Below are 12141 nucleotides of genomic sequence, written 5' to 3' on the forward strand. Positions count from 1 at the left end.
ATTACTTGGCGTACGAGTGGAGACCTGCGACGAACAGGTTGATGCCTACGAAGTTGAAGATGAAGCAGCCGAACCCGATCAGGGCGACGATCGCGGCGGACTTGCCCTTCCATCCAGCCGTGGCGCGGGCGTGCAGGTAACCGGCGTAGACGACCCAGGTGATGAACGCCCAGACCTCCTTCGGGTCCCAGCCCCAGTAGCGGCCCCACGAGTACTGCGCCCAGATCGGTCCGGCGATCAACGCAGCGAACGTCCAGATCGGGAACGCGAAGGCATGAACCCGGTATGCGATCTGATCGATACGCGCGGAATCAGGGATGCTCCACAGGAAGCCGCTCCGCTCGTCCTCCGGAGTATTGCGTTCGGCGCGTGCCTTGATCAGATAGAGCACCGATGCGGCTGCGCCGACCAGGAACGACGATCCGGCAATCATGGCGCCGAGGACGTGGATGACGAGCCAGTACGAGTGCAGCGCGGGGACGAGAGGTCCGGCCGGTACGTACACGAGCATCGACAGGCCAAGAACGACGGTGCCGAAGCCGGTGATGATTGGTCCGACCCAGTCGATCGACCACACGCGGACCAGCACGATGTATGAGGTCAGCGCGACGAGAATTGCGGCGCAACCGAATTCGTACATGTTGCCCCACGGCACGCGCTCGGCGGCGAGACCTCGGGTGAGCACTCCAGCGAACAAGATGACTGCGGCCAAAGCGGTGAGCGAGAACCCGATGCCGCCGGCCATGCTGCTGCGTTCAGCGCCCGGCTGATCTGCGTCAGCCGCGCCTGCAGAGCCGGCAGAGACGAGCTCACGGTCAGGTACGACCCCACGAGCAAAGCTCCACTGCGCGACATACGCAACGAAGGCGAGCGCCAAAACACCGGTCGCTGAGGCGATCGCGTAGTTCGAGAACTGGGCGAGCTGCGCCACGGTCATGACTTCTCCTCTGTCAGTGCGTGCCTGAATCGGGTGAGGAACTCGTCCAGGTCAGCCGGCAGGTCGTCGCGGGGCACTCGGTCAAGCGCTGCAACATCGACAACGGTACGTGAGCCTTCCCGGCGGGCTCGAATCCAGGTCCTTCTTGGCTTGACCGACAACGAGATCATCAGACCGAGCAGTCCGGCCACGATCCCGAACAGCGGGACCTTGACCAACGGTGACGAGCTGAACTGGAACCGTACGAACTGGCGCAGCTCGACGAACTGGATCGTGCCGCCACCCGGAAGATCAGCCTCCTGACCCTGGCTCAGGCTGATGCGGAAGCCCTTGCCGTTCGGGCCCAGGTATTGCTTCATCTTGGTCTTGTCGAGCACGTAGACCGACTGCGGGAGTCCGTCATCGAGGCCCAGATCGCCATGCCAGACGAAGAGGCCGAGCAGCGGATTGGCAGCACCGGGGAAGGCCGAGATCGAGATCCCGTCCTCACCGGAAATTGCCGTCGGCAGGAAGAAGCCTTGGAAGCCGAGCTCCTCGGGTTCTGCGCCGGGAACCTTCACCACGCCGTTCGAGGTGTACGACGGGTCGGTCGGCAGGAACGGTACGGCGTCCTCGAACACGACATCGCCCTTGGCATCGGTCACCTTGATGACCGGCGCGTAGCCCTGGCCCACGAGATAGACGGAGGTGCCATCGATCGAGAGTGGGTGGTTGACCGTGATGTCGAACGGCTTCTCGGCCTCGCCGGGCTTGGACCCGTACGTTCCCTCGGCGCGGAACAGTCTCGGCGCTCCGGCCTGGGCGCTGCCGAGGGGCTGGAACTTCGCAGTGAACTGATCGAGGTGCAGCGAGAACGGCGGCAGGTCATCGGTGTTGAAGAGCGATCCGGAGCCGAACTCGTCGTACTGGGTGAGGACGTTCGAGAAGCCGTCACCCTCGGTCACGATCGACGATCCGCGATAGCCGAACAGCGTGCCCACGGCCACGCCGACGAGCACCACAACCACGCTGATGTGGAAGACCAGGTTGCCGGCTTCGCGGAGGAAGCCCTTCTCGGCGCTGAGCTCGACGAAATCCTTCTCGCTGACGACATCGACTCGCGCCCGACGCAGCACCTTGCGGGCCGCAGCCGCGACCTCGTCGATCGAAGCCTCCGTCTCGAAGGACGCCGACGCCGGGAGCCGACTGAAGTTCTTGGGCGCCTTGGGTGGCCTGGCGCGCAAGGCACGGAGGTAGACGAACGATCGCGGCAGGATGCAGCCGACCAGAGAGACGAGCAGCAGCAGGTACACCGCGCTGAACCACGGCGACGTGTAGACGCTGAAGAAGCCGAGATTGTCGAGGATCGGACCGAGCTTGGGGTGATCGATCAGGTACGCCTCGGTCGCCCGTGCGTCGACGCCTCGCTGAGGCACCAGCGATCCGGGGACCGCCGCGATCGCGAGGAGAAGCAACAAGAACAGCGCCGTACGCATCGACGTCAGCTGACGCCAGAACCACCTGGTGAACTCGCGGCTGCCCAGCGCCGGGACTGCGTTCTGTCCGTCGCTACTCATATTGCCGACGTCCCGGTGCCGAACGAGCTGCGAAGGCTGTCGGCCAATGAGTCATACGCGCCCGTGACGAGCAGGATGCCAACGGCAACCAGCATGAGGCCGCCGGCGACGTTCACGGCGCGCTGATTCTGCTTGACCCACGCGATCGCACGCATGAAGCGTCCGAATCCCAGTGCCGCGAGTACGAAGGGGATGCCGAGGCCGAGGCAATACGTGAAAGAGAGGAACGCGCCTCTCGCGGCGGTGCCCTCGGTGTTGGCGAGGCCGAGCACAGCACCGAGCGTCGGCCCGACACACGGGATCCAGCCGAATGCGAACAGCGCTCCCAGAAGTGGAGCGACGGCCAGGCCCACAGCCGGGACGGCGTGGATCTTGACCTCACGCTGCATGAACGGGATGAATCCCATGAACACGAAGCCGAGTGCGATGACCACGATGCCCATCACGATCGAGACCGTGCGCTGGTGTTCCGCCAATCGCAGACCGATCGAGCCGAACAGTGTGCCTCCCGCGACGAAGATGACGGAGAAGCCGAGCACGAACAGGACCGAGCCTGTCAGCATCCGGCCACGTCGTGCGGTGTCGAGATCCTGCACGCCAACACCGGTCATATAAGAGAGGTAGCCGGGCAGCAGCGGAAGCACACACGGTGAGAAGAAGGAGACGAGTCCCGCAAGCACTGCGATGGGCACAGCCAGGATCAACGATCCTGAACCGACCGTTTCGACGAACCAGTCGGTCACGCCACACCAGCCTGTACGTCATCGATCAAGCCGGACAGGGTCGATGCGGTGAGGTTCTCAGACACGATGCGTACTGCAACGCGACCCTTTGAGTCGATGATCCAGGTCGTCGGGATTGCCTGCGCCGGAAGCGACGAGGCAAAGCCGAGACCGTTGCGGTTCGAGTAGTCGTCGATGCTCGGGTAGGTGATGTCGTGCTTGCGGTTGAACGCTCGGGCAGACGCCACGTCATCGCGTACGAGGATGCCGACGAACTGAACGTTCTTGTCGGCGTACTCGTCGGAGACGAGCTTGAGCGCCGGCGCTTCCTTGCGGCACGGCGGGCACCACGAACCCCAGACATTCACGACGAGCGTCTTGCCCGCGAACGCCTCGGACGTGAACGGTTTGCCGTCGAGATCTTTGCCCTCGAGGATCGGCGCCAGTTGACGATCAGCGGGATCGACCTGGGTGATCGCGCCGTTCGCGGTGACGTAGCCACCGGTCGACCCTCGGTTGCCGGCACCGCTGCAACCGGTGACCAGGACGAGTGCCCCGATCACCGCTGCAAGGACACGGTGCCTATGGGTCACGCGCCGCCGACGAACTTCTTGCGCAGCGCCTCGGGGATCAGGTGTCCGGCCGGCTCTGCGTAGGTCAGTCCGACGAACTCGTCGCCATCGAAGGTCAGGCTGGTGAGGCTCGCGAGCGAGCACTCACGGTTGCGCGGATCGTGGACGAAGCTCTTCTTCTCGTACGCGCGGCGGGCCGTCCAGACGGGCAGCTGGTGCGACACGATCACGGCTTCATGGCCGCGAGCGGCTTCGCGAGCGTCGTCAACGGCAGCCTTCATACGGGCTGCGATCTCCTTGTAGGGCTCTCCCCACGATGGACGGAGCGGGTTGCGCAGCTTCCACCAGTTCTGCGGGCGCTTAAGCGCACCATCGCCCACGCCGAACGTCTTGCCCTCGAACTGGTTGCCTGCCTCGATGACGCGAGGATCGGTGTGGATCGGCACGTCGAGGATCTTCGCCAGGGGCTCTGCCGTCTGCTGCGCGCGCTCGAGCGGAGAGGCAACCAGGTGCACGATCTCGTTCTTCGACAACCACTCGGCAGCCGCAGCAGCCATCTGATGGCCGAGGTCTGAGAGGTAGTACTCGGGAAGGCGGCCGTAGAGCACGCCTTCGGGGTTGTGAACCTCGCCGTGGCGCATCAGGTGCACGATCGTGCGTTCGGTCATCAGTTGTCCTTTTCGGCTCGTGCGGCGGCGCGCGCGGCGCTGGGGAGCGCCTCGGCAATTCTAGAGAGTGCCTCAGCATCGTGTGCGGCCGAGACGAACCAGCACTCGAATGCGCTCGGTGGGAGGTAGACGCCGGCGTCGAGCATGGCGTGGAAGAACGCCTTGTAGCGCCACGCCTCCTGCTCCTGCGCATCGGCGAAGTTGGCCACCCGGTCGGTCACTCCCCAGAAGACGCTGAACATGTTTCCTGCGTTCTGGACGATGTGTTCGACGCCTTCGGCAGTGAGCGCTTCGCCGACCAGGCGTTGCAGCTCGGCAGATGTTGCGTCGAGGCGGCCGTACGAATCGGGCGTCGCAAGCTTCAACGTTGCGAGCCCGGCAGTGGTGGCAATCGGGTTGCCCGAGAGCGTGCCGGCTTGATAGACGGGACCGACCGGTGCGAGCAAGTTCATGACGTCGGCGCGACCACCGAATGCTGCCGCGGGGAAGCCACCGCCCATGACTTTGCCGAACGTGACCAGGTCGGGGCTCCAGCCCTCGACCTTGCCGTCGACACCCCAGTGGCCGGCGGAGGTGACGCGGAATCCGGTCATCACCTCGTCGCTGATGAACAGTGCGCCGTTGGCAGTGCAGATCTCCGACAGGAACGCGTTGAATCCGGGAGCCGGGGGGACGACGCCCATGTTGCCGGGTGCCGCCTCGGTGATGAGGCACGCGATCTCGGCGCCGTACTCGGCAAACGCGGCCTCAACCGCGGCCCTGTCGTTGAACGGCAGCACGATCGTGTCTGCCGTGACGTGTGCCGGGACTCCGGGCGTACCGGGAATGCCGAGGGTGACAACTCCCGAGCCGGCTTCGGCAAGGAGCGCATCCACATGGCCGTGGTAGCAACCAGCAAACTTCACGATCTTGTCGCGGCCCGTGAACCCACGGGCGAGGCGGATGGCCGACATGGTCGCCTCGGTACCTGACGACACGAGTCGTACGGAGTCGACTGACGTACGAGCGACGATCTCCTCGGCCAGCAGGACCTCAGGCTCAGACGGTGTACCGAATGACGTGCCAAGAGCGACGGCGCTGTCGACCGCGGCGAGCACCTCGGGGTGCGCGTGCCCGAGCAGCATGGGCCCCCACGAGCCGACCAGGTCGACGTAGGTCTTCCCGTCGACGTCAGTCAGCCAGGCTCCTGAGCCCGACTTCATGAAGATCGGTGTGCCGCCGACGGCACGGAACGCTCGCACCGGTGAGTTGACGCCACCCGGCGACACGGCGAGGGCGCGATCGAACAGCTTCTGGGAGGCCGGTGTCGGGGTCACCTCACCATTGTCCCAAGCGGCCTCTTCACACGGGTCGGCGGCGTCATCTCCGCGTAACAATGCACCGTGGGCCTCGTTGTTCTCATATCTGGACTATTTCCACGACGGTCCACAATCGCTGTAACATCCAGTTACTCGATGTATGTACGTTGGAGGGCAAGAACACATGGGAGCACGCAAGCTCACTCGGTGGCAGAAGGCCAGTGCCTTGGTACCGATGGCAGTACTGGTTGGCGCATGGGGAGCTGCGCTGACCAACTCAACCTTTGCAACGGCCTCGGATGGCAGTGGCGGCGGAGCCGTTCCTGACGTTCCGTCGACCGCTTTCGATCAGCCGGCCAGCGTCCAGGAGACGCCCGGCGGCATCGATCCCCGCGCCGGCCTCAACGGCACCGTCGCGACGCTGTCGACCAACGGCATTCCGTCTGCGGCCCTCTACGCCTACCGTCGCGCCGAGACTCTGCTCGGCAGCGCTGACGGTTCCTGCAACCTTCCGTGGAACCTCGTCGCAGCCATCGGCCGCGTCGAGAGCAACCACGGACGCAGTGACGGCAACTCGCTGAGCGCTGACGGCATCGCCAAGCCAGGCATCTACGGTGTCCCGCTCGACGGCAACGACGGCCGCGCCAAGGTCGCCGACACCGACAACGGCGCCATCGACAAGAACTCGGTCTACGACCGCGCTGTTGGTCCGCTGCAGTTCATCCCCAGCACCTGGAAGTCCGTCGCGGTCGACTCCGACAACGACGGCATGAAGAACCCCCAGGACATCGATGACGCTGCAACGTCGGCCGGCATCTACCTCTGCGCCGGTCCCGGCAACCTCTCCACGGAGCAGGGCGCTGCCGCTGCGGTTCGTCGCTACAACCACTCGCAGTCGTACGTCGACCTGGTCCTCCAGGTCTCGGCGGCTTACGCGGCCGGTGAGTTCACGCAGACGCCGAACGACTTCTCGACTGCGTCGGTCCTGACCAGCCAGAGCAACGACCAGACCCTCACCGAGGCTCAGCGCAAGAAGGCCAAGAGGGCTGAGAACAACGCCAACAAGCCCCCCAAGGGAACCGACGGCGGCACCGATGGCGGCACTGACGGCGGCACTGACGGTGGTACCGATGGCGGTACTGACGGCGGCACCGGGGGCGGCACAACCAGCGACGGCCTCAGCGGTCTCGTAGGCGGCATCCTCGGAGACCTTGGCGGCGGCAGCACCTCCGGCAGCTCCGGCGGCGGCGGCTCCACACTGACCTGGGCTCAGGCCAAGGCCCAGTGCCTCGCAAGCGGTCTTTCGACGCTCGACCTGGCCAAGCTCACCAAGTGCATCACCGGCTTGCTCAGCTGATCTGAACACGACGAAAGGCCCTCCTTCGGGAGGGCCTTTCGCTTTGTCTGGAGTCCACAGCTGATCGTCGAAATTCGCTGTCCACAGAGCAGATTCCGGCTGAATCGACTGTCAGTGGTGGCGACTAGTTTTGACGTATGAGCACAGCAATCGACGCCGGGCAGGAGATCCTCGACAGGATCGCCGCGCGAGAGGTCGTGCGTGCAAAGTTGGAAGCCGAAACCGCCGCCGACATGCTCCAGTTTGTGGACGTTCGCAGGATCGAGGCCGAACGCCACGAGGACCCGCGGGTGCGTGACATGGAGATCAGCTTCGCGGCGGACGAACTCGGAGTGGCGTTGCATCAGCCGACCCGAACCGTGCAGGTTCGTCTTGCTGACTCCCGACGCATCCGCAACCTGATGCCACTGACCTGGACCGCCTACGGCCAAGGCCGCATCGACGCCTTCCGGGTCAGCCTGATCGCCTCCGCCACTGCGAAGCTGACGACGCAGGAGAACCTCATCCATCTGGACGGGACGATCGGTGACTACGCCGCCACCCACACCACAGCTCAGTTGAAGGCCAAGCTCAACCGGTTCGTCGCCACCTGGGAGACCAGCGATGCGACTGCGAAAGAAGAACAGTCCAAGCGGTCGATATGGGTCAACCACCAGGACGACGGCATGTCCTTCCTCACCGCCTACATCCCGACACCTGACGCACTCCTGATCGACGCCATGCTCACCGAGCGTGCCAAAGCGACGTCCGATGACCGGACCCTCGACCAGCGTCGGGCTGACCTGTTCATCGACCAGTTGCGTGGGGTTGCTGAGGGCCAGACCAGCAGCTCCCGAGCAGTCATCGGCGTCACCGTCCCCGTCACCTCACTCACCGGCCTCGACGACCTGCCAGGCGAATCCTTCGACGGATCATTCGCGCTCCCCGCCCAGATGGTCCGCGAGATGACCCAGCAGCCCGGCACCCTGTGGTTCCGGATCCTCACCGACCCACTCGGACGGATCCTCGACACCACCGAACCCAGACCATTCCCCTCAGATGCACTCCGCACATCGATCCAAGCTCGAGACGGCACCTGCAGATTCGCGACCTGCTCCAGACCGTCGATGGAGTCAGACCTCGACCACGAGATTCCCAGACCTGACGGTCCGACCAACGGCACCAACCTCCGGGCACTCTGCCGAAGGCACCACAACATCAAAACCCACCACATAGCCGAACCAACCGACTTCACCATGCGCGACCACTCCGGAGCGCGCCCCGGCCTGGATCTCATGCACCGACTGACGCGCATCGCCTTCGCCGCCTGAGGGTGAACACAAAAGCCTTGCCGACCCCATCGCCTCGAAGAACAACACGCACCTGCTATCCCGAGTAGCGTCACAACCATGACGTCCAAACTCCTAGAACGACTGGGTGTTGTATCGCCGGTGGTTCAGGCAGGTATGGGAGGACTTCCCGCTGGCGAACTTGCCGCGGTCGTCTCCGAAGCAGGTGGCCTTGGGACGATCGGCTGGCTTCCTGTGGCGTCGCTGCGTGACGAACTGATGAAAGCGCGGTCACTCACATCACGACCGATTTCCATCAACTTGACCGTTCCACAGGCGACGCAGCGCCACTGGCAGGTCGCGAACGATGCAGATCTCGTCGTCACACATTGGGAATCAGTGCCACAGCGCCGTGTGGACAAGCCCTGGCTGCACACGGTTGGCTCGGTCGACGAAGCCCAAGCCGCGATCGCGGCGGGAGCGGACGGCATTGTCGTGCAAGGTGTCGAGGCGGGCGGTCATGTGCGCGGGAAGGTACCGGCGCTTGAATTGCTGGGGCTAGTACGTGCCGCGATTCCGCCTGATTCCGAAATCTTCCTCGCTGGAGGCATCGCCGACGCTGACGATGTTCGCCGGGCACTGGCGGCCGGAGCGACGGCAACGGCGTTGGGTACACGTTTTCTCGCAAGCGACGAGTGTCCGATCTCGACGGAGTATCAGCGCCGCGTGGTCGAAGGTTCCGAAACCATTCTTACGGAGCTCTTTGGACTAGGTTGGCCGCACGCACCTCACCGAGTCCTGCCGAACGCGGCAACACGTAGGTGGCTTCATGACAACTCGCTGGGTCCGAGCAGTATTCGCAGGCTTCACGCCGTCGTCACCCCGCTTGTGATGCGCCTTCCGGCGCGGTTTTCCATTCATACGTTGCACTCGGGAAGCAGCAGTCCTCTCGCACTCACGGCGCAGACACCAAGCGACACCTTTCCAGCGAGAGCACTCGAGAAAAGCCCGCTCTACGCTGGCGAGACGGTGGCGAGAATCCACGACGTTCGTCCCGCCGCCGAACTCGTTCGCGATCTCACACCCTGATTGCCCGCACCCAAGACAGTGTTCTGAAAGGAGTTTGCAGGCTTGGTTGGCTGCGCGCGCCGCAGGCTCAGCGGTTGAGGCGGGCGGCTACTTCGGCTGCCCAGTAGGTCAGCACGATGTCGGCGCCGGCGCGGCGGATCGACAGCAGCACTTCGTCGATCGCACGTTCACGATCGATCCAGCCATTGGCGGCTGCGGCTTCAACCATCGCGAGCTCGCCGGAGACGTTGTAGGCGGCGACGGGTACAACGACAGCGGCACGTACGTCCGCGATCAGATCGAGGTACGACAGGGCCGGCTTCACCATGACGATGTCGGCACCCTCGGCGACATCGAGGAGCGCTTCGCGTACGGCTTCGCGGCCGTTGGCGGGATCCTGCTGGTACGTCTTGCGATCGCCCTGCAGCGACGAATCGACAGCCTCGCGGAAGGGACCGTAGAACGCCGAGGCGTACTTCGCGGCATACGCGAGGATCACGGTGTCGGAGTGACCGGCAGCGTCGAGCGCCTCACGCACGGCAGCAACCTGGCCGTCCATCATCCCGCTGGGACCGACCACATGAGCGCCGGAAGCAGCCTGGATGACACCCATCTGCGCGTAGATCTCAAGCGTTGCGTCATTGTCGACGCGACCGCTGGAGTCGAGCACACCACAGTGACCGTGATCGGTGAACTCGTCGAGACAGAGGTCAGACATGATGACGAGCTCGTCACCGACCTCCGCTCGAGCATCGGCGAGAGCGACATTGAGGATGCCGTTCGGATCAAGCGAACCTGACCCAACGGCGTCCTTGTGCTCCGGAATACCGAACAACATCACGCCGCCGAGTCCCAGGGAAGCGGCCTCGGAGTACGCCTTGCGGGCAGTCTCGCGGGTGTGCTGGACAACGCCCGGCATACTCGCGATCGGCCGGGGCTCGCTGAGCCCTTCGGCCACGAACAGCGGCAGCACCAGCTGCGACGGCTCGACGTGTGTCTCCGCCACCAACCGCCTCATCGCCGGCGACTGGCGCAGGCGACGAGGACGGTCAGCGGGGAAAGACATAGGTCAGGCCTTGCGCCGTGTCGAGGGACGACGCTGCGACGGCTTGGTGACCGGCTCGCCAGCGTCCAGGAACGCCAGACGACGAGCGGCACCGAACTCGGCGAGCGCATCAGCGAGTACGTCGACCGACGGCGACTCCGCGAGGACATCGACCCGCAGGCCGTGCTCCTCGGCGGTCTTGGCCGTGGCCGGACCGATGCACGCGATGATCGTCGACGTGTGCGGCTTGCCAGCGATGCCCACGAGGTTGCGGACCGTGGACGACGACGTGAACATCACAGCGTCGAACTTGCCGGTCTTGATCGCCTCGCGGACCGGCGCCGGCGGCGGCGCTGCCCGGACGGTGCGGTAGGCCGTGACGTCGTCGACTTCCCAGCCCAGATCGATCAGGCCGGCGACCAAAGTCTCCGTGGCGATGTCTGCGCGAGGCAGGAACACCCGGTTGATCGGGTCGAGCAGGTCGTCGTACGGAGGCCAGTCCTCGAGGAGACCGCGAGCCGACTGCTCGCCCGTGGGGACGAGGTCAGCGCGGATGCCCCAGGTGGCGATGGCTTCAGCGGTCTTGTCGCCGACGGCAGCAACCTTGAGACCCGAGAACGCACGAGCGTCAAGCCCATACTCCTCGAACTTCTCGCGGACGGCCTTGACGGCGTTGACGCTGGTGAACGCGATCCACTCGTAGCGACCCTCGACGAGACCGCGAACGGCCTTGTCCATCTGCTGCGGGTTGCGGGGCGGCTCGACCGAGATCGTGGGGACCTCTTCCGAGATCGCGCCGTAGCCGCGCAGGCGAGTCGCGAGTCCAGCGGACTGCTCCTTGGTGCGGGGCACCAGGATGCGCCAGCCGTACAGCGGCTTGGTCTCGAACCACGACAGCGCCTCGCGCATCGTGACGACCTCGCCGACAACGGTGATCGCCGGAGCGGTCATACCGGCAGCCTTGGCGTCCGCGGCGATGTCAGCGAGCGTCGACACAACCGTGGTCTGCTCGGTCGTCGTGCCGACGCGAGTCATGGCAACGGGCGTCTCGGGCGAGCGACCGGCCTCGATGAGTCCGCGAGCGGCCTCGCCGATGCGGGCTACGGCCGAGAGCAGCACGAGCGTCTGCTGACCGGCGTGGTCCCCCCAGTGGACGTTCGAGTCGCCGACGCTGACCACGGAGTATTCGCGGTGCGTGCGGTTGGTGAGTGGCACACCGGCGTACGCGGGGACGGCCGAGACCGAGGAGATACCCGGGACGATCTCGAAGCCGATACCGGCCTTGGTGCAGGCCGAAGCCTCTTCGGGCCCGGTGGCGTACGTGAACGGGTCGCCAGAAATGAGCCGAACAACATTGGCGCCGGTCTTGGCGTGGCGTACGACGAGGCGGGCGCGCGCTGCGTGTGTCAGCTGCTCGCCGTCCTCCCCTACTCCGCCGTCGATGATCTCGGCGCCGTTGGTGACGAGGATTTCCTGCTCGGGCAGTTCCGTGATGACGACATCAGCCTGGGCGAGCAGTTCAGCAGCACGCACCGTCAGCAGGCTGGCATCGCCTGGCCCCGCGCCCACAAAGCTCACATGGCCGCGTGGGGCCTTGCGTGAGCCGGGACTCGGCGTCGACGGTGCTGGCATCGCATTGGTGATTGTCAC

The 12141-nt window shown here is 64.9% G+C and carries 11 protein-coding genes; 3 read left to right on the forward strand and 8 right to left on the reverse strand.

The genetic code is table 11. The features are described 5' to 3' along the window. Position 1: 1 nt before the first annotated feature. Genes ccsB through hemL form a run of 6 tightly spaced genes read right to left on the reverse strand, consistent with a single transcriptional unit; the run spans position 2 to position 5771 of the window. Positions 2 to 937: a c-type cytochrome biogenesis protein CcsB gene (ccsB, locus tag J2X11_RS13885; protein WP_309972051.1), complete on the reverse strand. Its 936-nt coding sequence runs from the start codon at positions 935 to 937 to the stop codon at positions 2 to 4. Next, positions 934 to 2493, reverse strand: a complete 1560-nt coding sequence (gene resB, locus J2X11_RS13890; RefSeq protein WP_309972053.1) for a cytochrome c biogenesis protein ResB — start codon at positions 2491 to 2493, stop codon at positions 934 to 936. The genes ccsB and resB overlap by 4 nt, the downstream gene beginning before the upstream one ends. Next, complete coding sequence (locus J2X11_RS13895) at positions 2490 to 3236, reverse strand: cytochrome c biogenesis CcdA family protein (protein ID WP_309972055.1); 747 nt, start codon at positions 3234 to 3236, stop codon at positions 2490 to 2492. Before J2X11_RS13895 ends, resB begins: the two co-directional genes overlap by 4 nt. Continuing rightward, positions 3233 to 3808 carry a TlpA family protein disulfide reductase gene (locus J2X11_RS13900; protein ID WP_309972057.1) on the reverse strand — a complete coding sequence of 192 codons (576 nt, stop codon included), beginning with the start codon at positions 3806 to 3808 and terminating at the stop codon, positions 3233 to 3235. Before J2X11_RS13900 ends, J2X11_RS13895 begins: the two co-directional genes overlap by 4 nt. Next, positions 3805 to 4455: a histidine phosphatase family protein gene (locus J2X11_RS13905; protein ID WP_309972059.1), complete on the reverse strand. Its 651-nt coding sequence runs from the start codon at positions 4453 to 4455 to the stop codon at positions 3805 to 3807. The genes J2X11_RS13900 and J2X11_RS13905 overlap by 4 nt, the downstream gene beginning before the upstream one ends. Beyond that, a complete protein-coding gene (gene hemL, locus J2X11_RS13910; RefSeq protein ID WP_309972061.1) occupies positions 4455 to 5771 on the reverse strand; it encodes a glutamate-1-semialdehyde 2,1-aminomutase in 1317 nt (438 codons plus the stop codon). The genes J2X11_RS13905 and hemL overlap by 1 nt, the downstream gene beginning before the upstream one ends. Before the next feature lie 166 nt (positions 5772 to 5937). Between hemL and J2X11_RS13915 the strand changes: the two genes are divergently transcribed. The 3 genes from J2X11_RS13915 (at position 5938) to J2X11_RS13925 (ending at position 9467) form a co-directional block, all read left to right on the forward strand. Beyond that, the gene (locus J2X11_RS13915; protein WP_309972063.1) at positions 5938 to 7110 is read left to right on the forward strand and encodes a lytic transglycosylase domain-containing protein; all 1173 of its coding nucleotides are present in this window, start codon (positions 5938 to 5940) and stop codon (positions 7108 to 7110) included. Positions 7111 to 7247: 137 nt separating this feature from the next. Next, entirely contained in the window at positions 7248 to 8420 is a 1173-nt protein-coding gene (locus J2X11_RS13920) for an HNH endonuclease signature motif containing protein (protein ID WP_309972065.1), read from the forward strand. A gap of 78 nt (positions 8421 to 8498) precedes the next feature. Further along, complete coding sequence (locus tag J2X11_RS13925; protein ID WP_309972067.1) at positions 8499 to 9467, forward strand: NAD(P)H-dependent flavin oxidoreductase; 969 nt, start codon at positions 8499 to 8501, stop codon at positions 9465 to 9467. A 67-nt stretch (positions 9468 to 9534) separates the two neighbouring features. Here J2X11_RS13925 and hemB read toward each other — a convergent pair whose 3' ends face one another. Then, positions 9535 to 10512 (reverse strand): porphobilinogen synthase, encoded by a 978-nt coding sequence (hemB, locus tag J2X11_RS13930; RefSeq protein WP_309972069.1) that lies wholly within the window; start codon positions 10510 to 10512, stop codon positions 9535 to 9537. A gap of 3 nt (positions 10513 to 10515) precedes the next feature. Then, positions 10516 to 12141: a bifunctional uroporphyrinogen-III C-methyltransferase/uroporphyrinogen-III synthase gene (locus J2X11_RS13935; RefSeq protein ID WP_463675077.1), complete on the reverse strand. Its 1626-nt coding sequence runs from the start codon at positions 12139 to 12141 to the stop codon at positions 10516 to 10518.

This window comes from Aeromicrobium panaciterrae, from assembly GCF_031457275.1.
Taxonomy (GTDB): Bacteria; Actinomycetota; Actinomycetes; order Propionibacteriales; family Nocardioidaceae; genus Aeromicrobium; species Aeromicrobium panaciterrae_A.

Coding starts and splice junctions, on each gene's coding strand:
- ccsB (WP_309972051.1), bottom strand. CDS start 937: ATGACCGTGGCGCAGCTCGCCCAGTTCTCGAACTACGCGATCGCCTCA.
- resB (WP_309972053.1), bottom strand. CDS start 2,493: ATGAGTAGCGACGGACAGAACGCAGTCCCGGCGCTGGGCAGCCGCGAG.
- J2X11_RS13905 (WP_309972059.1), bottom strand. CDS start 4,455: ATGACCGAACGCACGATCGTGCACCTGATGCGCCACGGCGAGGTTCAC.
- J2X11_RS13915 (WP_309972063.1), top strand. CDS start 5,938: ATGGGAGCACGCAAGCTCACTCGGTGGCAGAAGGCCAGTGCCTTGGTA.
- J2X11_RS13920 (WP_309972065.1), top strand. CDS start 7,248: ATGAGCACAGCAATCGACGCCGGGCAGGAGATCCTCGACAGGATCGCC.
- J2X11_RS13925 (WP_309972067.1), top strand. CDS start 8,499: ATGACGTCCAAACTCCTAGAACGACTGGGTGTTGTATCGCCGGTGGTT.
- hemB (WP_309972069.1), bottom strand. CDS start 10,512: ATGTCTTTCCCCGCTGACCGTCCTCGTCGCCTGCGCCAGTCGCCGGCG.